This window comes from Pantoea sp. MBD-2R, from assembly GCF_039134845.1.
Classification (GTDB): domain Bacteria; phylum Pseudomonadota; class Gammaproteobacteria; order Enterobacterales; family Enterobacteriaceae; genus Erwinia.
Window position 1 is genome coordinate 4,468,094 of the sequence record NZ_CP152417.1, and the last position, 18,478, is coordinate 4,486,571.

Sequence of the window (18,478 nt, forward strand, 5' to 3'; positions counted from 1 at the left end):
CCTCAGGCGCCGCCTGAGGTTTAGTCACAGAACTACTCTTCGCCGTCGACGTGCTCTCTGATCATCACCATGAATGGCTTACCGAAACGCTCCAGCTTGCGCTGGCCAATGCCGTTTACGCTCAGCATTTCTGAAGCGGTCAAGGGCATCTGCTCCGCCATTTCAATCAATGTCGCATCGTTAAACACGACATACGGCGGAATATTTTCTTCGTCGGCAATCGCCTTACGCAATTTACGCAGCTTGGCGAACAGCTTGCGGTCGTAGTTGCCGCCAAACGCCTTCTGAGTACTGCTTTTCGGCTTGCTCACGATACGCGGTACGGCCAGCATTAGCGGTGCTTCACCGCGCAAAACAGGCCTGGCCGCTTCGGTCAGCTGTAGCGCCGAATGCATGGCAATATTTTGCGTCACCAGCCCAAGATGGATCAGCTGGCGCAGAACGCTAATCCAGTGCTCATGGCTCTGATCGCGGCCGATACCGTAGACCGGTAATTTGTCGTGCTGCATATCACGAATACGCTGATTGTTGGCACCACGCAGCACTTCGACAATATAACCCATGCCAAAGCGTTGACCGACGCGATAAATACCCGACAGGGCTTTCTGCGCCTCGACCAAACCGTCATAGCGGCGCGGCGGATCGAGACAAATATCACAGTTGTCGCACGGCTGCTGTCGACCTTCACCAAAGTAGTTCAGCAGCACCAGGCGGCGGCAGGTTTGCGCTTCCGCAAAGGCACCCATCGCGTTCAGCTTGTGGCGTTCAATATCCTGCAACGGACCCGGCGCTTTCTCTTCAAGGCAGCGACGCAGCCAGGCCATATCAGCCGGATCGTAAAGCATCAGCGCTTCGGCGGGGAGTCCGTCACGACCGGCGCGGCCGGTTTCCTGATAGTAGGATTCGATGTTACGCGGGATATCGAAATGCACCACAAAGCGCACGTTCGGTTTATTGATGCCCATGCCGAATGCCACGGTAGCGACCACAATTTGCAGATCGTCACGCTGGAACGCTTCCTGCACGTGAGCACGATGAGCATTGTCCATGCCCGCATGATAAGCGCCCACGCTCAAGCCACGGCTTTGCAGGCGGGCAGCGGTGTCTTCCACTTTTGCCCGGCTGTTACAGTAGATGATGCCGCATTTACCGCGCTGATCCTGCACGTAGCGAATCAGCTGGTCGGTAGGTTTGAATTTTTCGACCAGCGTGTAGCGGATATTCGGGCGATCGAAACTGCTGACCTGGATCAGCGGATCGTCAAGCTGGAGCAAGCGCGCAATATCGTTACGCGTGGTTTCATCAGCGGTCGCGGTCAGGGCCATGACCGGCACATCGGGAAGGCGCTGTCGCAGCTGGCCGAGCGCACCATATTCAGGTCGGAAATCGTGGCCCCACTGCGAAATACAGTGTGCTTCATCGACCGCCAGCATTGCCGGATGCCAGTGCAGCAGGTTGTCGAGGAAGTTGTCCATCATCAGGCGTTCTGGCGCGATGTACAGCAACCGCACGCGGCCGGTACGACAGCCCGCCATCACGTCCTGCTGCTCTTCACGGGTCTGCGTGGAGTTCAGACAGGCGGCAGCCACGCCGTTCGCCAGCAGCTGATCGACCTGATCTTTCATCAGTGAAATCAGCGGCGACACTACCAGCGTCAGCCCTTCGCGCACCAGCGCCGGAATTTGATAGCAAAGCGATTTGCCGCCGCCGGTCGGCATCACAACCAGACAGTCACGCCCTTTCAGCGAGGCCTGAATAATAGTTTGCTGTCCCGGACGAAATTGCTGGTAGCCAAAGGTTTCTTGTAAAACCTGTTCCGCCAGCGCTTCCTGATCGATCACTGCAGCCGTAGACACGTATTCCCCAAATCTGATGGCGGGCAGCCCCGATCGGACTGCCCGGAATGCATTAAAACAGGTCGTTCAGCATCACACCGACGCCGACTCGGGTCTGGCGATGGTTATAGTCAATCAGGGATTCACCATAGCCACTAAAGACTTGCGTATAGAAGCGAACGTGTTCGCTAATTGGATAGCTCCAGCCAACCTGTGCGCCGCCGTAGCCGCTGTTCCAGTTGTAGTTGCTCTGGACGCTGAAGATGCTCTCGCCCAGCTGATAACCTACCGTCAGGCGATAATACCCCATGTACTTAGTGATATCCGGGTTATCGTCATTATTTTCACTTTCTGGAAGACGGTACCAGGGTTTTGCCTCTACCATCCAGTTACCGTTCTGCGCCATCAGACGTGCATAAACACGGTTCCAGCTGCGAGAAGTCGGCTCCGAACGGCCATTTGACTGATGGTTCAGGCCCATTTCCACGTCACGCAGCGTCCAGCCAGCGAAACTGTAGTCGGTTGCCCAGCCCAGAAAGATCTGTGGCTGATAGTCGGTCTCACGAAACGGTGAAGAAGCGCCGCGGTTTGACAGCTGCCACCAGGACCCCTGAGTATACGAAGCGGCCAGTACCGAGTTATCACCTAAAATGCCACGCCAGAGCGGGAAGGCCAGGCTCAGCTGGAATTTTACTTCATCATGCTTAGCTTTATCCGCCCAGTTATAGGACTGGATGGCCTCTTTATTGATATTGCTGGTATCGGTGTACAGCACATAATTGCTTTCATAAGGGAAAAGCACAAAAGGGTTATCGTGTTTTTCCAATAAGTTAGCAATGATACTGCCACGTACGGCAGGCTGATCGTGCACTTCCGTTACCGTGGCCTCTTGTGCCATCGCTAACGTGGGGATCAGAAGCGCTGCGGCCAGCAGGCCCTTCAGCATAGACATAGTGTTCTCCAGAACAAAAAACAGGGGATGAGTAAAAAGCACGCCATTCTACACAGAAAAAGTGGAGGGCATTAGTGCTGTTTTTGTAAAGTGGAAAGCCATTTTTGCGCGGCATAAAATAGTCAGTAAGATGAAGCGCTTCCACCTGTTTTCCCTAAAGGAATCACCCGATGATGTCTGCTACGCCATTAGATCAGGACGCCGCTCGCCGGCTGATCGGTGAAATTTTTGTTTACGATATGCCTTTTAATCGAGCGCTCGGTTTAACACTGGACAGGCTTGAACCGGACTATGCCGAGCTTAGTTTTGTAAACCAGCTTCAACTGGTCGGTAACGTTGCGCAAAAAATTTTGCACGGTGGGGTGATTGCCTCAGTGCTGGATGTTGCCGCAGGTTTAGTGTGCGTCGGTAGCGCATTAACGCGTCAGCCGACAATTACCGAAGAAGAGCTGCGCCAGCGCCTGTCACGCATGGGGACAATCGATTTACGTGTCGATTACCTGCGCCCGGGACGCGGTGAGCGCTTTATCGCCACCAGCAGCCTGTTACGCGGAGGTAATAAAGTCGCGGTTGCCAGAGTGGAGCTGCACAATGACACCGGCCTTTATATCGCCAGCGCGACGGCAACCTATCTCGTTGGCTAGTCCCCGTTGGCCGATCGGTATTTCATACCGCCTGCGGCCGTTAACTATTGCAATATCGCTGTTACTGACAAGGAGCCAATCTGGATGGACGCACAGCAAACCCGACAGGGTATTTTTTATGCGTTGGGTGCCTATTTTATCTGGGGCATCGCCCCCGCTTATTTCAAACTGCTACAGCAGGTTGCGCCGGGCGAAATCATGACTCACCGCGTGATCTGGTCATTCTTTTTTATGCTGATTTTACTGAGCCTGAGCCGTAACTGGCATAAAGTGAAGGCCATCCTTAAACAGCCTAAAAAGGTGCTGCTGCTGGCTGTTTCTGCCATCCTGGTGTGCAGCAACTGGCTGATTTTTATCTGGGCGGTCAATAACCAACATCTGCTGGAAGCCAGCCTGGGCTATTTTATTAATCCCTTGCTAAATGTGCTGGTCGGCATGGTCTTTCTGGGCGAGCGGTTTCGCCGTTTGCAGTGGCTTGCCGTCGCGCTGGCCGCCTGCGGCGTGCTGGTGCAGCTCTGGAAATTTGGCTCGGTCCCGGTCATTGCGCTCGGCCTGGCAGTCACCTTCTCTTTATATGGTCTGCTGCGTAAAAAAATTGCCGTTGATGCCCAAACCGGCATGCTGCTGGAAACCAGCTGGCTGTTGCCCTTTGCTGCGCTTTATCTGTTTGGCTTTGCCGACAGCAGTACCAGTCATTTGAGCCACAATGCCTTATCGCTCAATCTGCTGTTAATTGCCGCCGGGATTGTCACCACTATTCCACTGATGTTGTTCACCGCAGCCTGTACCCGTTTACGGCTATCAACGGTAGGTTTCTTTCAATATCTTGGGCCAACGCTGATGTTCCTGCTGGCAGTGATCTTTTATGGCGAACACATGACGCCGGACAAGGCCGTCACCTTCAGCTTTATCTGGGCGGCGCTGGCGTTATTTATATTTGATGCGCTGTGGGCGTTGAAACGAGGGAAGAAGGAAGCCGTGTGATAACTGAACGAGTGACGCTCGGATAATCAAAGGAGCACGGCTGCGCGAAGGGCAGACACTCAGAAAAAAGAGCCTGTCTTACAACAGGCTCGATCAACGGAGCGTTTATCACTGACGCCCGTAATCCATCCGCGTTAAAGCCAGTTTTTTCGCTTAAAGTAAGCGTAAGGTGCCAGCCCAGCCAGGATCATCAGGCAAATCGCGCCAGGGTAGCCGAAGCTCCATTTCAATTCAGGCATAAATTCAAAGTTCATACCGTAGCTTGAAGCGACCAGCGTTGGCGGCAGGAACACCACAGAAACTACCGAGAAGATTTTGATGATGCGGTTCTGCTCGATGTTGATAAAGCCCATGGCCGCCTGCATCAGAAAGTTAACCTTCTGGAACAGCGATTCATTATGCGGCAGCAGCGATTCGATATCCCGCAGGATTTCACGCGCCTGCTCTAACTGGTTTGCCGGCAGACGCGCTTTGCGCACCAGGAAATTCAGCGCTCGCTGAGTATCCATCAGGCACAGGCGCACTTTCCAGCCAATATCTTCCAGTTCTGCCAGGGTAGAAAGCGCTGCATCAAACTCATCACCCTGCTGCCCTTCCATAATGACCCGGCTGAGCTTTTCCAGATCGCTGTAGATGTTTTCGATTTCGTCGGCCAGCTGTTCGATTTTGGTTTCGAACAGATCCAGCAGCAGCTCGTAAGCATTGCCATCGATCAATACCTGGTTACGCGCACGCATACGGTAAAGGCGGAAAGCAGGCAGCTCGCGCTCACGCAGGGTATAAAGGCGTCCTTCACGGATGGTAAAAGCAACGGTTGAGTTACCGGCATGGTCTTCCGCATCTTCATAGAAGAAAAAGGAGTGGATATGCAGGCCGTCTTCATCTTCAAAAAAACGTGCTGAAGCTTCAATATCTTCCAGTTCAGGACGCGTGGCCAGACTCTGACCTAATTCGCTCTGCACGCGATCGCGCTCGTTTTCCTCTGGCTCGATCAGATCAACCCAGACCGAACTGACCAGTTCATCATTGGCTTCATCCAACTCAAGACGAGACAGGCGGCTTTGATCCAGTTTAAATGCGCTCAGCATAGCTGTACTCCCAATTCGAAATAACAGGGACTGGCGCTTGAACACGGGAAACGTCGACGTTTCGGTCGATCTGACTCAGAGCGACTTAAATGCGGGTCGCCAACAACCACGAAGGCTATCGGCGGAAGAGGATAGCCTTAGGAGTTGTACCTGGTGTGCAGGTCAATGAGCCAGTATCTACTGGGTGTGTCCAAGGCGAATGTCCTCTCAGGATGATGGTGCGCGCATGTTACGCTGTGCTGAAAATGGCGTCAACATCAACCCCGGATAATAAAGATTCAGAATGAAACAGGGGGCCTCAGACGGTTTCCAGCTTCGCGTAGGCGGCAACCAGCCATTTGATCCCCTGGCCCTGAAAAGCCACCTGAAGACGACTGTGGTCGCCACTGCCTTCCAGATTCACAATGGTGCCTTCACCGAATTTCGCATGACGCACGCGCTGACCCAAAGCAAAGCCGCTGTCGTTCTGCGCCACTGGCGTACCCATACGCTGATGGCTGACCGGTCGGCTGATGCTGGCGCGCAGGCGCACCTCTTCCACACACTCTTCCGGCAGCTCCCCGACAAAACGCGACGGGCGGTGATAGACTTCTTTACCGTACAGACGACGCGTTTCCGCATAGGTTAGCGTCAGTTTCTGCATGGCGCGCGTGACGCCCACATAGGCCAGACGGCGCTCCTCCTCCAGCCTGCCGCCCTCTTCCAGCGACATCTGGCTTGGGAACATGCCCTCTTCCATCCCGACGATAAACACCTGGGTAAACTCCAGGCCTTTCGCTGCGTGCATGGTCATCAGCTGCACCGCATCCTGCCACTTATCGGCCTGACCTTCGCCCGCTTCCAGCGCCGCGTGGGACAAAAATGCCTGGAGCGGCATCAGGTCTTCATCTTCATCCTGATAGCTGTACTGCCGCGTGGCGTTGACCAGTTCCTCAAGGTTTTCAATACGCGCCTGGCCTTTTTCGCCTTTTTCCTGCTCGTACATCAGCCACAGGCCGGAATCTTTAATCACCCGGTCGGTCTGCACGTGCAGCGGCAGTTCGCTGGTTTCCTGCGCCAGAGAATCCACCAGCTCGGTGAAGCGTTGCAGTGCAGAAGCGGCGCGGCCAGCCAGCGCTTTTTCCTGCAATAGCGTGCGGGCCGTCTGCCAGAGCGTCAGCTGGCGCTCGCGGGCCGTCTGACGCACCACATCAAGTGTGCGATCGCCAATGCCACGGGTCGGCGTGTTCACCACGCGTTCGAAAGCAGCATCATCATTACGATTGGCAATAAGCCGCAGATAGGCCAGAGAATCTTTGATTTCCTGGCGCTCGAAGAAGCGCATGCCGCCATAGATGCGGTAAGGCATGCTGGTCTGCAACAGCGCTTCTTCCAGCACGCGCGACTGGGCGTTGCTGCGATAAAGAATGGCGCAGTCGTTCAGCGCGCCGCCGTTTTCCATCCACACCTTGATGCGGTTGACCACAAAGCGGGCTTCATCCAGCTCGTTGAAGGCGCAGTAGAGCGAGATAGGCTCGCCATCGCTACCGTCGGTCCACAGCTCTTTACCCAGACGCCCGGTATTATTGGCAATCAGGGCGTTCGCCGCTTTCAGAATATTGTTGGTTGAACGGTAGTTTTGCTCCAGACGAATCGTCTGCGCACCGTTAAAATCATTCAGGAAGCGCTGGATATTTTCAACCTGCGCACCACGCCAGCCGTAAATCGACTGATCGTCATCCCCAACGATAATCACTTTGCCACTGTCGCCAGCCAGCATGCGAATCCAGGCGTACTGGATGTTGTTAGTATCCTGGAACTCATCCACCAAAATATTGGTAAAACGCTCGCGATAATGATTCAGAATATGCGGCTTGTTGAGCCACAGCTCGTGGGCGCGCAGCAGCAGTTCGGCAAAATCGACCAGCCCGGCGCGATCGCAGGCTTCCTGATAGGCCTGATAAACCCGCAGCCAGGTTTGCTCTATCGGATTGCCGTAGCTTTCGATATGTTTTGGGCGCAGCCCTTCATCTTTCTTGCCGTTGATGTACCACATCGCCTGACGGGCAGGCCACTGTTTCTCATCCAGATTCATGGCTTTAATCAGGCGCTTAAGCAATCGCATCTGATCGTCGCTGTCCAGAATCTGGAAATCCTGCGGCAGATTCGCATCCAGATGGTGCGCGCGAAGCAGGCGGTGCGCCAGGCCATGGAAGGTACCAATCCACATACCGCCCTGACTGGTGCCAATCAGCTGCTCAATACGATGACGCATCTCAGCCGCAGCCTTGTTGGTAAAGGTCACGGCCATGATGGAGTAAGGCGAACAGTTTTCTACCGCCAGCAGCCAGGCAATCCGGTGAACCAGAACGCGAGTTTTACCACTGCCCGCACCCGCCAGCACCAGCAAATTGCTGCGCGGCGCGGCGACGGCCTCACGTTGTTTGTCATTCAAGCTGTCGAGCAGGTCAGAAACGTCCATAGGCACCGTCAGGTAAAGGGGAGCGTCATGCGCTCCACTGGATATTTAACCAGCGTATTATATCAGCGCGGTCAGCGATGCCAACTGCGAAATTTCCAGCGTCGGCAGCAGACGCCCGTCGTCGATGTGCATCAGGTTGCCGCCGCGCAGGTTAATCCAGCATGCCTGCATCCCGCAGCGCACCGCACCCGCTACGTCCGTGGTGAGATCGTCACCAACGTGCAGGATGTTTTCCAGCGGAAGATTGAGCTTTTCCGCCGCCAGGTGATACATATCGTGGTAAGGCTTAGCGCGACCATGCGGCCCGGCTCGCAGAATAAACTTGAAGTATTTATCCAGGCCGAAAAGATGAGGCTCCGCATTGCCGTTAGTGATCGCAACCAGCGGTATACGCTGGGCCAGCGCAGCCAGCGTGATATGCGTCTCTTCCGGCACTTCAATCTGGCTGCGCCAGTGGGCGAAGTGCGCCATCACCTCGCGCGAACCTTTATCCGCTTCTGTGGCGGTCAGGCCCACATTCAGCATTGCCAACTCTACCGCACGACGTCGCCACTCGCTGACATCGTGGTAAATTTCCGGCTCCTGCTCGCGCAGGCTGTCACGCAATTGCTGATATTGCTGGACGCTAAACTGGTTCAGCTGCGGGTGATAAGCCTGTAAAAAAGCGTGAGATTCTTTTGTGGTGCGGCTGATAACAGGATGGTTATCGTACAGCGTATCATCCAGATCAAAAGTCATGGCCGCAATCGGCCGGAGCGGGCGGTAAAAGTGCATCAGGATTTTCCTCGTTTAGCACGGGGATGGGCGGCATCGTAAACCGAAGCCAGATGTTGGAAGTCGAGATGGGTATAAATTTGCGTCGTAGTGAGATTAGCGTGGCCCAAGAGTTCCTGGACGGCTCGCAGATCGCCACTGGATTCCAACATATGAGTGGCAAATGAATGCCGCAGCTTATGCGGATGGATATGGCTGGAGACGCCTTGCTTAACGCCCCACTCAGCGAAACGCTTCTGCACGTTGCGAGCGGAAATTCTTTTTCCCTGCTTTGACAGAAATACCGCGTTATCTTCCGGCGCAAAAAGTTCGCGCAATGCCAGCCAGTTTTCCAGCCAGATCACCGCCGTCCGACCCACAGGTAAACGGCGCTCTTTGCTGCCTTTACCCACCACCCAGACCTCGCCGGAGGCCAAATCGAGATGGCCAATATCAATCCCAACCAGTTCCGACAGGCGCAGCCCGGCACCGTACATGACTTCAAGCATGGCACGGTCGCGAACCGCCAGCGGATCGTTCAGATCGATTTCCAGCAGCTGGTTAACGTCATCGACGTCGATATTTTTTGGCAGATGCCGTGACGCACGTGGAGTTGCAACGCCCTTTGCCGGATTTGCCTTTAACATGCCCTGACTGATTTGCCAGTCAAGGAAACTGCGCAGCGCAGAAAGGCGCAACGCCAGGCTGGCGGGTTTGAGGCCCGCGCGCCGGCTGCGTGCCGCCAGCGAACGCACCTGAGCCGCGTCCAGTTTATCCCAGCCGGTCAGTTTCATTTCATCAAGCAGCGTGATGCAGGCCGTAAGCTGGCGCTGATAGTTGCTTTGCGTCAGCGGGCTGAGCTGGCGCTCCACTTTCATATAGCGCAGAAAACCCTCTACCGCCGGCAGCAGAGGAGAGTCGTCACTCATGCGCGTTCCACCCAGCGCTGCAACAGTTCAGGCAGCATTTCCGCAAGATGCTGTAACAATACCGTTCCCATGCCCGACTGATAGTGTTGGGTATCGCGGCTGCTGAAAATCAACACGCCCAGATCGCCTTTCTCTCCCATCAACGACATTGCAACCGATCCAATCGCTTTCGCCTGCGGCAACAGCAGCAGCAGTTCAGGCCCGTTCAGGTTGCCCAAATAGTGATTTTGCTTACCTAAACGCTGAATACGGATCGCTTCAAAAGCCTGCCGGGAAAGCGACAGTTGGGTAAAGTCGGAGGGCGCGCCAATACGCCATTTTTCACTGAACAAACGCACGTTCGCGCCCGCCAGGCCGAGTTCCCGCGCCCAACGGTGCAGCCGGTTAAGCATATCGTGCAGGCTGGGCGCCGAGGCCAGCCGGGCCTGAAGCGCCAGCAGGCGATCGAACAGCTGATGGTTAGCATTGGCCTGTTCCATCAGCAGGGTAATTTCCTCTTCCAGCTGGCCAATCTGATTACGCTGGCGCGCCAGCTGCCATTCAACCAGAGAAACCGTCCCCCGCACCGGGTGAGGAACATGCATCTGTTCAACCTGACGCGCATTGCGGATAAAGAAATCTGGATTTTGTATCAGATAATCGCTGACCGCTCGATCGTCCAGCAAAAACTCGCTGGCGGTCTGGTGTTCACCGACGTTTTTCATAAGCTGGCGGCTGCTCCGTTGGGTTTCATAGATGAATAAATCCGTCATAGACATGAGTGGCAGGTCCGGTCATATACAGCGGATGACCCGGCCCTTTCCAGGCAATATTTAAGCTGCCGCCAGGCAGATCGACTCTGACTTTTTCTGCCAGTAGCCCCTGCTGAATGCCTACTGCTACTGCCGCACAGGCTCCGCTGCCGCAGGCCTGGGTTTCACCCGCGCCACGTTCATAGACGCGCAGCCGAATATGTTCGCGGCTGGCGACTTCCATAAAGCCGACGTTTACGCGTTCCGGGAAGCGTTCATGGCTTTCCAGCACCGGTCCCAGCGTTTCTACCAGCGCGGTTTTCACGCTATCAACCTGCAATACGCAGTGAGGATTGCCCATTGAAACCACGCCACACATGATGGTTTGTTCGGCTGCGCGCATCAGATAGAGGTTTTCGGCTTTATTGGCGCGGAAAGGAACCTGCTGCGGTTCAAAATTAGGCTCACCCATGTTGACGCAAACCAGCTCGTCCGGCGTGACGCTAAGCACCATACGGCCCGTCTGCGTACTGACGCGGATATCGCTTTTATTGGTTAAGCCTTTCAGCCGCACAAAACGGGCGAAACAGCGTGCGCCGTTACCACACTGAGCCACTTCGCTGCCGTCAGCGTTAAAAATGCGATAATGAAAATCCAGGTCAGGATCGTACGGCGGTTCAACGATCAGTAGCTGATCGAAGCCGATCCCCAGATGACGATCCGCCAGGCGACGGATCAGTTCCGGGGAGAAATAGACGTTTTGCGTCACGGCATCGACCACCATAAAGTCGTTGCCCAGACCGTGCATTTTGGAGAACTGCATTTTTGGCTCCAACGAGTGCGTCATATTTACTGAGCCGATTGCGAGTCCGAATCGGAGGTGGCTGACTGCTGCTGCGTCTTGCTGCCAGCGGGTTTACTCAGGGGAGCGACGGGCTTATGCGGCTGCTCCTGTGGCGGGAAATACAAAGGGCCTTTCAGTCCGCATCCCGCCAGGCTGACTACGGCCAGCGCCAGCGCCATCCGGCAAATCATTTTGTTCATGCTTCTTCTGCTCGTTATTGATGCCTGTTGGTTGTCTATCATCGCAGGTGAAGTGCTAAAAGCAACAGGAAAAGGTGAATGAATGTCGCAGAAAGGGAAGCGGTTGTCCGCGCCGGGACAACGCCAACTCAGTGGTCACCAGACGTCGGTTAATGCATCTGATAGCGCGGCGTATGCTCGCCATTAGGATCATTATCCGACGCGTTTGCGCACAGCTGTGCCAGCGTCTGGCTGCGGAAAGGGATCACCTGGAAGCGCTCGTCTACCTGCACAATTTGATAAAACTGCGGCAGATTGAAATTGATAAAGCTGGAGCCATAGGTAAAACGATCGTGCGAGGAGGAGTAGAAACGGCTGACATCACGCACCAGCTCTTCTTTGCTGCCTTCACAATGGTGATAGATTTCTACCCTGTTAGTCTCATCCAGAATGTAGATATTAAAGCCGTGATCGTCCCGGGTATCTTCAAAGAAGAACTGGATGATGCCTTCACTGGCGTAGCCGTTAACCACCGCAGGTAAACGGGACTGGTCAGTTTCTACCTTAATCGACAGGCCATGCAGTTTGTTATTGGAAATTGCACCATAAAACTCTACGGCATTTTCCAGTTTCTGCACCGAAACGCTCAGCCGTTCAAAGAACAACCCCCAGGTCTGGCCCGCTACGCGCACGGCTTTGAAGCGGCCCGGCTCCTGACGCGTACTGGAGAGGCGCAGCTCAATGCACTCAGAAACCAGCTGCTGCACGCGGGTACGAATCAAACCGCGTAAATGCTGGCTGTAGCAAAATACTTCCACGGCATCTGGCGGCGCGGCATCCTGGTGCATTTTGCCCAAAATGGTTTTCAGCCCTTCAATGACCGCCTGCTCGCCGTTGAAATGCAGCGTGCGCACCTCATTCCACGAGTTGCGATACAGCAGATCGATGCTGCCAATCAGACATTGCTGCTGCTGGCCAAAGCTGAAGACGTCCAGCTTACGGAAATCAAAGTGCACCACCTGGTTACGGAAAGCCGCAGTCGGATCGTGCTCAAGATTGACGATAATCGCCAGATGGCGAATTTCGCACGGGCTGTAAAGCGCCTTAGGCGTTGGCGCGGGCAACCGCAAAGGAAAATGGTGCGATACGTCCGCGACCAGCTCCTGCAAACGCGCCAGGTCGCAAATTTCATTGCCTTTAATATGCAGGCGGGTTTTGCTGGTTAACAGGCCATTAAACCAGGCCCATGCCACCAGCTTGTTCAGATAGCGGTTATATTCCAGCGGCTGATGGCTGATGATCGATTGCATATCCGGCGACTGATTGTACAGATACCAGCCGGCCCGATTGGCACGCCCATGCGGTACGTGAATAAAAGTCAGGTGAGGCTCGGAGAGATCGGGCGAAATCTGTGGGTTCAACAGCGTCACTTTACCCGGCAGCGCTTCAAACGCCGCGTACAGCTTACGCGTTAACACGCCGATATCCTGCGGGCTGGCGCTGACGCTCAGATTGTTGCGACGGGCGAAGCGGATCAGATTGCGATAGCTTTGCATCATCGCATCCAGCAGTTCGTTATGCGCTTCACGAACGCGGCCAATTTTCCAGTCCGCGCGGCTGTCGAGCATGGCTAAACGCTCTTCGTCCCAGCCCCATTCGCCGATCAGCTGGCTGAGGATCTCGCGTCGCCAGCCTGGCGTGTCATTGCCTTGCGACAGCTTTTCGCGGACTTTCAGATAGAAGCAGCGGCGCACCAGGTCGAGGCGGGCATGATCCTCAATGCTGGTAAGATAGTGCGTTACGCGCTCAAGCATCATGCAATAGGGATCGAGACCGTAGGATACGATTTCGCCATCATGCAGGCGCTGTTTAATATCCATCGCCAGCAGCCGCGTACTGGGATATTCCCAGGAATAGGCTTCAAGCAATAGGGTTTTCAGCACGGCCTTGTAGGGGGAGTCGATACTTTTATAGAGCTGCCACAGGCTGGCACCAAAGTATTCTTCCGCCGAAAGCGTGCCGAGCCCGCCCAGATCCAGCCACTCATTCGGCGTCAGTACGCCCTGCTGATATAACGACATCACGTAATCGTCGTAATGTTCTTCTTCTTCGCCCGGCACCATGTTCCACAAAATGCGCTTACCGGCCATGCGCACCGCCGTACGATAGAACTCGTCCAGCAGCAAAATATGTTGAGTTGAACCGCAGTCTTCACCACCGAGGCTCCCGCTTTCATTATGACGGAAGCGGTTTTCATCAATCAGGAAGAAGCTAACTTCCAGCCCCATTCCCGCGCACCATTTCTGGAGCTGCGTACATTTCTTTTGCAGCGCGAGGCGCTCTTCGTTATCCAGCCACGACTGATGACAAACCCAGATATCGAGGTCTGAGTTTGCGTTTTGACCCACCGAGGAGGTGCTACCCATGGAATAGACGCCGGTAATCGGCATTTCGCCACGCGGCGTCAGGGCAGCGCTGGCGCCAGATTCACCTTCTAAATCATTAAGATAGCTTATTTGACTTTCATCAGGCGTGTAGAAACTGATGCCATGGGGAACGTTACCCGCAAGGTAACCCGGCATCAATGGATGATGATAATGTAATAAGGTCGGCAGCAGACTGTATACCTGTTGAAAAGCAGGTCCCATGGCCGCCAGGGCGCGATCGACGCGCAGCTGGTTGATGGCATCCAGTCTCTGTTTCAGTGTCTCTATGTAGAGGTACAAGACGTCTCGCCTGATTATCCCAGTGCTTATAAAAAACCCGGTTTCCAAGCTCCGCCGCTTGCTTTAAAAATAGTCGTGCGAATTATTGCTGGAAACGTGATCAATCTAACACCTGGTCGGTTGACCGTAAAGAAAGTTGCGCTACTTAACAGTTTAGCACGTTTTACCATCGCCCGGACCGTAGCCCCAGGAATCCGCCCCTTCCGTGCCGTTTCAAAGCGCAGAAACTGACAGCCTTCCCGTATCAATGATAGGATAATCAATGAACGATAAAAACGGTAACAAGCATGTTAGACAAAATTTTAAGAATAGCCACCAGGCAAAGTCCGCTTGCGCTGTGGCAGGCACATTATGTTCAACAGCGTCTGATGGCCGCTCATCCGGGCCTGCGCGTTGAACTGGTCCCTATGGTCACTAAAGGTGACATCATCCTTGATACGCCACTGGCAAAGGTCGGCGGAAAAGGCCTGTTCGTCAAAGAGCTTGAGCAGGCCTTACTGGATGGACGTGCCGATCTTGCCGTGCACTCCATGAAAGATGTGCCCGTTGCCTTCCCGCAGGGGCTGGGGCTGGTCACGATCTGCGAGCGCGAAGATCCGCTTGATGCCTTTGTTTCTCATCGCTTCAATTGTGTGGACGATCTGCCTCAGGGTGCGGTTGTCGGCACTTCCAGCCTGCGTCGTCAGTGTCAGCTCAGCGCCCGTCGTCCCGATCTGATTATCCGCTCTTTGCGCGGTAACGTCGGCACGCGTCTGAGCAAGCTGGATGCCGGCGATTATGACGCCATTATTCTTGCTGTCGCGGGACTGAAGCGTTTGGGGCTGTCGGATCGGATCCGCCATGCTATGCCCGCTGAGGAGTCTCTGCCTGCGGTAGGCCAGGGCGCAGTGGGAATTGAGTGTCGGCTTGATGACGCACAGACTATCACTTTGCTATCCGTGTTAAATAATGACGACACTGCCATTCGTGTTAAAGCGGAACGCGCGATGAACACGCGTCTTGAAGGCGGTTGCCAGGTTCCAATCGGCAGTTTTGCGCTGCTCGAGGACGATGAACTGTGGCTGCGCGGGCTGGTGGGTTCTCCAGACGGAAAAACGATGATCCGTGGGGAGCGCCGTGGTCCGCGCGAAGATGCAGAAAAAATGGGGATTTCACTGGCCGAAGAGCTGCTGAACAACGGCGCTCGTGAAATCCTGGCCGAGGTCTACCAGGGAAACCCACCTGAATGACTATCCTGGTGACCCGCCCAGCGCCAGCGGCTGAAGAGCTGGTCAGCCGTTTACGCAAGGCTGGCAGGGTCGCCTGGTCAATGCCGTTAATTGAATTTACGCCAGGCACAGGGCTGGACGGACTTCCTGCCCAGCTTGCCTTGCAACAGGAAGGCGACCTGGTTTTCCTCCTCTCACAGCACGCCATTCATTATGCCCAGCCGGTTTTAACGCGAGCGGGCGTAACATGGCCCGCCAACCTGCACTATTATGCAATAGGTCGCACTACCGCGCTGGCGCTGCATACCGTCAGCGGGCTGGATGTCGTCTGGCCGCACGAGCGGGAAACCAGTGAAATACTGATACAGCTGCCTGCTTTACAGCAGGTCGCCGGAAAGCGCGCGCTCATCCTGCGCGGCAATGGCGGTCGTGAACTGCTTGCAGAAACCTTGCAACAGCGCGGTGCTGATGTACAGTTTGTTGAATGCTATCAACGCTGTGCAAAAATATATCAAGGTGCCGTCGAGGGTCGCCGCTGGCGAGATCGCGGCATCGATACGCTGGTTGTGACCAGCGGCGAAATGCTTCAGCAGCTTTTTTCGCTGTTCCCGGAGATTGATCGAGAGGAATGGCTTATGCATTGCCAGCTGCTGGTGGTCAGTGAACGTTTGGCTATCCGCGCCAGGGAACTGGGTTGGCGCAAAATCAGGGTAGCCGATGGTGCCGATAACGACGCCCTGTTACGCGCGTTACAATAAACTTAAATATGGGATGTGCCAAAATGACGGAACAAAAAGATTCCTCTGCCCTGGTTGAAGAGACACCCCCAGCGGTAGAGACTTCAACGCCAGAGAAAAAACCCGGCCGTAAGCCGCGCAATACCGCCACGGCACTGGCTGTGCTGGCTATTGCTATCGCAGTGGCCTCGGGCGTGGGACTTTATATTAATGCTCAGCATCAGGCTCGCCAGCAAACTGCGGCGAACCAGGCGCTGGCCGGTCAACTTGCCGAGCTACAACAATACTCCGCAGGCGAAAAGCAGAAACTGACCCGTCAGCTGGATGAGCAAACCAGTGCACTGGCCACCGCACGCGATCGCCAAACGGCCATGAGCCAGCAGCTGGACGAGCTGAAAGAAAAGGTTGCCACTATTTCCGGTAACGATGCTCACACCTGGCTTCTGGCGCAGGCTGATTACCTGGTAAAACTGGCGGGACGCAAGTTGTGGAGCGATCAGGATGTCACCACTGCCGCTGCGCTGTTAAAAAGTGCAGATGCCAGTCTGGCAGACATGAACGATCCCAGCCTGATCGATGCACGGCGTGCGCTGACCCAGGATATCAGTTCCCTTTCCGCGGTCAGCCAGGTCGACTATGACGGCATTATCCTCAAGCTGAATCAGCTTTCCAACGGGGTCGATAACCTTCGTCTTGCCGACAACGACAGCGACGATGCGCCGATGGATGCCGACAGCGGGGAACTTTCGTCTTCCCTGCGTGAATGGCGTCAGAACCTGGTAAAAAGCTGGCATAACTTTATGGATGATTTCATCACCATCCGTCGTCGCGATACCACCGCTGAACCGTTGTTAGCACCCAATCAGGATGTTTACCTGCGTGAAAATATCCGCTCGCGTCTGCTGATTGCCGCTCAGGCCGTGCCACGCCATCAGGATGAAATTTTCAAACAGTCTATCGACACGGTTTCTACCTGGGTGCGTGCCTGGTTTGATACCAACGATCCGGCGACCAAAGCCTTTCTCAGCCAGTTGGACGAACTGAGCCAGCAGAACGTCTCCATGGACGTACCGGATGCTCTGCAAAGCCAGCCGCTACTGGATAAGCTGATGCAAACACGCGTACGCAACCTGCTCGCCCAGCCCGGTGCCGGGCAACAGCAGCAGGGAGAATAAGCATGCTTAAAGTCCTGATACTGTTTCTGTTACTGATGGCCGGGATCGTGCTTGGCCCAATGATTGCGGGTCATCAAGGCTATGTCCTGATCCAGACCGACAGCTGGAATATCGAAACCAGCGTGACGGGCCTGGCGATCATCCTGATCCTGTCATTACTGGTGATCCTGTTTGTGGAATGGGTCCTGCGTCGCGTGTTCCGTACCGGTGTAAAAACCCGCGGCTGGTTCAGAGGACGCAAACGCAGCCGCGCGCGTAAGCAGACTAACGCTGCGCTAATCAAGCTGGCGGAAGGCGATTACCAGGAAGTGGAAAAACTGCTGTCGCGCAATGCCGATCATGCGGAGCAGCCGGTGGTTAACTATCTGCTGGCGGCAGAGGCGGCTCAGCAGCGCGGCGATGAAATCCGCGCTAATCAGCATCTTGAGCGTGCCGCTGAACTGGCTGGCAGCGATCAGTTGCCGGTAGAGATTACCCGTGTTCGTCTACAGCTGGCGCGTAACGAAGATCATGCTGCCCGTCACGGTATTGATCATCTGCTTGAGGTCGCACCTCGCCATCCTGAAGTTTTGCGCCTTGCTGAACAGGCCTACGTTCGCACGGGTGCCTGGAGCGCGCTGCTCGACATTCTGCCAGCGATGGAAAAAGCGAAAGTGGCGGATGATACGCATCGTCTGGCACGCCAGCAGGAAGCCTGGCTGGGATTAATGAGCCAGGCAATGGCCGATCAGGGCAGCGATGGGCTGAAACGCTGGTGGCACAATCAGAGCCGTAAAACGCGGCATGAGACAGCCTTGCAGGTTGCCATGGCCGACCATCTGATTGTCTGCGACGATCATCAAACCGCGCAGGAAATTGTGTTGGATGGTCTGAAGCGCGGCTACGATGAGCGTCTGGTGCTGCTGATGCCGCGACTAAAAACCGGTAATCCTGAGCAGCTTGAGAAAGCGCTCCGTCAGCAAATCAAACAGCATGGCGCAACGCCACTGCTGCACAGTACGCTGGGGCAGCTGCTGATGAAGCACGGTGAATGGGAACGGGCCAGTGAGGCCTTCCGGGCAGCATTACAACAGCGTCCTGATGCCTTTGACTATGCCTGGCTGGCCGACACGCTGGATAAACAGCACAAGCCCGAAGAAGCCGCGCAAATGCGACGTGACGGGCTGTTACTGACGCTAAAAAACAATCCGTAGCGTCTGCATTCCTCTCCACAAGCCGGGCATCCGCCCGGT

16 protein-coding genes are annotated in these 18,478 nt (G+C 55.1%); 6 read left to right on the forward strand and 10 right to left on the reverse strand.

What is annotated here, in order from left to right:
- Window positions 1-32: 32 nt before the first annotated feature.
- Window positions 33-1,856, reverse strand: coding sequence for an ATP-dependent DNA helicase RecQ (gene recQ, locus AAGQ96_RS20570; RefSeq protein ID WP_147200257.1), 1,824 nt, complete (start codon window positions 1,854-1,856; stop codon window positions 33-35).
- A 52-nt stretch (window positions 1,857-1,908) separates the two neighbouring features.
- Entirely contained in the window at window positions 1,909-2,787 is an 879-nt protein-coding gene (gene pldA / locus AAGQ96_RS20575; protein WP_147200258.1) for a phospholipase A, read from the reverse strand.
- A gap of 173 nt (window positions 2,788-2,960) precedes the next feature.
- Between pldA and AAGQ96_RS20580 the strand changes: the two genes are divergently transcribed.
- Both AAGQ96_RS20580 and rarD read left to right on the forward strand, forming a co-directional pair.
- Window positions 2,961-3,431 carry a thioesterase family protein gene (locus tag AAGQ96_RS20580; protein WP_147200700.1) on the forward strand — a complete coding sequence of 157 codons (471 nt, stop codon included), beginning with the start codon at window positions 2,961-2,963 and terminating at the stop codon, window positions 3,429-3,431.
- A gap of 84 nt (window positions 3,432-3,515) precedes the next feature.
- A complete protein-coding gene (rarD, locus tag AAGQ96_RS20585; RefSeq protein ID WP_342754447.1) occupies window positions 3,516-4,415 on the forward strand; it encodes an EamA family transporter RarD in 900 nt (299 codons plus the stop codon).
- Between the two features lie 134 nt (window positions 4,416-4,549).
- Here rarD and corA read toward each other — a convergent pair whose 3' ends face one another.
- The 8 genes from corA to AAGQ96_RS20625 all read right to left on the reverse strand — a co-directional run bounded on the left by corA (window position 4,550) and on the right by AAGQ96_RS20625 (window position 14,126).
- Entirely contained in the window at window positions 4,550-5,503 is a 954-nt protein-coding gene (gene corA, locus AAGQ96_RS20590) for a magnesium/cobalt transporter CorA (protein WP_147200260.1), read from the reverse strand.
- 298 nt (window positions 5,504-5,801) lie between these two features.
- Complete coding sequence (uvrD, locus tag AAGQ96_RS20595) at window positions 5,802-7,964, reverse strand: DNA helicase II (RefSeq protein WP_147200261.1); 2,163 nt, start codon at window positions 7,962-7,964, stop codon at window positions 5,802-5,804.
- Window positions 7,965-8,021: 57 nt separating this feature from the next.
- Window positions 8,022-8,738 (reverse strand): 5-amino-6-(5-phospho-D-ribitylamino)uracil phosphatase YigB, encoded by a 717-nt coding sequence (gene yigB, locus AAGQ96_RS20600; RefSeq protein WP_342754448.1) that lies wholly within the window; start codon window positions 8,736-8,738, stop codon window positions 8,022-8,024.
- On the reverse strand, window positions 8,738-9,646 hold the full coding sequence (gene xerC / locus AAGQ96_RS20605) for a tyrosine recombinase XerC (protein ID WP_342754449.1): 909 nt from the start codon (window positions 9,644-9,646) through the stop codon (window positions 8,738-8,740). The genes yigB and xerC overlap by 1 nt, the downstream gene beginning before the upstream one ends.
- Complete coding sequence (locus AAGQ96_RS20610; RefSeq protein ID WP_147200264.1) at window positions 9,643-10,350, reverse strand: DUF484 domain-containing protein; 708 nt, start codon at window positions 10,348-10,350, stop codon at window positions 9,643-9,645. Before AAGQ96_RS20610 ends, xerC begins: the two co-directional genes overlap by 4 nt.
- A 25-nt stretch (window positions 10,351-10,375) precedes the next feature.
- Window positions 10,376-11,200 carry a diaminopimelate epimerase gene (gene dapF / locus AAGQ96_RS20615; protein ID WP_147200265.1) on the reverse strand — a complete coding sequence of 275 codons (825 nt, stop codon included), beginning with the start codon at window positions 11,198-11,200 and terminating at the stop codon, window positions 10,376-10,378.
- 26 nt (window positions 11,201-11,226) lie between these two features.
- Window positions 11,227-11,421, reverse strand: a complete 195-nt coding sequence (locus AAGQ96_RS20620; protein ID WP_147200266.1) for a lipoprotein — start codon at window positions 11,419-11,421, stop codon at window positions 11,227-11,229.
- Between the two features lie 149 nt (window positions 11,422-11,570).
- Window positions 11,571-14,126 carry a class I adenylate cyclase gene (locus tag AAGQ96_RS20625; RefSeq protein WP_147200267.1) on the reverse strand — a complete coding sequence of 852 codons (2,556 nt, stop codon included), beginning with the start codon at window positions 14,124-14,126 and terminating at the stop codon, window positions 11,571-11,573.
- Between the two features lie 287 nt (window positions 14,127-14,413).
- Here AAGQ96_RS20625 and hemC point away from each other — a divergent pair, with 287 nt between their 5' ends.
- Genes hemC through hemY form a run of 4 tightly spaced genes read left to right on the forward strand, consistent with a single transcriptional unit; the run spans window position 14,414 to window position 18,439 of the window.
- Window positions 14,414-15,355, forward strand: coding sequence for a hydroxymethylbilane synthase (gene hemC / locus AAGQ96_RS20630; RefSeq protein ID WP_147200268.1), 942 nt, complete (start codon window positions 14,414-14,416; stop codon window positions 15,353-15,355).
- The gene (gene hemD, locus AAGQ96_RS20635; protein ID WP_147200269.1) at window positions 15,352-16,092 is read left to right on the forward strand and encodes a uroporphyrinogen-III synthase; all 741 of its coding nucleotides are present in this window, start codon (window positions 15,352-15,354) and stop codon (window positions 16,090-16,092) included. The genes hemC and hemD overlap by 4 nt, the downstream gene beginning before the upstream one ends.
- Before the next feature lie 23 nt (window positions 16,093-16,115).
- The gene (hemX, locus tag AAGQ96_RS20640) at window positions 16,116-17,246 is read left to right on the forward strand and encodes a uroporphyrinogen-III C-methyltransferase (RefSeq protein WP_342754450.1); all 1,131 of its coding nucleotides are present in this window, start codon (window positions 16,116-16,118) and stop codon (window positions 17,244-17,246) included.
- 2 nt (window positions 17,247-17,248) lie between these two features.
- Entirely contained in the window at window positions 17,249-18,439 is a 1,191-nt protein-coding gene (hemY, locus tag AAGQ96_RS20645) for a protoheme IX biogenesis protein HemY (RefSeq protein WP_342754451.1), read from the forward strand.
- Window positions 18,440-18,478 lie beyond the last annotated feature (39 nt).

Coding starts and splice junctions, on each gene's coding strand:
- pldA (WP_147200258.1), bottom strand. CDS start 2,787: ATGTCTATGCTGAAGGGCCTGCTGGCCGCAGCGCTTCTGATCCCCACG.
- AAGQ96_RS20580 (WP_147200700.1), top strand. CDS start 2,961: ATGTCTGCTACGCCATTAGATCAGGACGCCGCTCGCCGGCTGATCGGT.
- rarD (WP_342754447.1), top strand. CDS start 3,516: ATGGACGCACAGCAAACCCGACAGGGTATTTTTTATGCGTTGGGTGCC.
- corA (WP_147200260.1), bottom strand. CDS start 5,503: ATGCTGAGCGCATTTAAACTGGATCAAAGCCGCCTGTCTCGTCTTGAG.
- uvrD (WP_147200261.1), bottom strand. CDS start 7,964: ATGGACGTTTCTGACCTGCTCGACAGCTTGAATGACAAACAACGTGAG.
- yigB (WP_342754448.1), bottom strand. CDS start 8,738: ATGCACTTTTACCGCCCGCTCCGGCCGATTGCGGCCATGACTTTTGAT.
- xerC (WP_342754449.1), bottom strand. CDS start 9,646: ATGAGTGACGACTCTCCTCTGCTGCCGGCGGTAGAGGGTTTTCTGCGC.
- AAGQ96_RS20610 (WP_147200264.1), bottom strand. CDS start 10,350: ATGAAAAACGTCGGTGAACACCAGACCGCCAGCGAGTTTTTGCTGGAC.
- dapF (WP_147200265.1), bottom strand. CDS start 11,200: ATGCAGTTCTCCAAAATGCACGGTCTGGGCAACGACTTTATGGTGGTC.
- AAGQ96_RS20620 (WP_147200266.1), bottom strand. CDS start 11,421: ATGAACAAAATGATTTGCCGGATGGCGCTGGCGCTGGCCGTAGTCAGC.
- hemC (WP_147200268.1), top strand. CDS start 14,414: ATGTTAGACAAAATTTTAAGAATAGCCACCAGGCAAAGTCCGCTTGCG.
- hemD (WP_147200269.1), top strand. CDS start 15,352: ATGACTATCCTGGTGACCCGCCCAGCGCCAGCGGCTGAAGAGCTGGTC.
- hemX (WP_342754450.1), top strand. CDS start 16,116: ATGACGGAACAAAAAGATTCCTCTGCCCTGGTTGAAGAGACACCCCCA.
- hemY (WP_342754451.1), top strand. CDS start 17,249: ATGCTTAAAGTCCTGATACTGTTTCTGTTACTGATGGCCGGGATCGTG.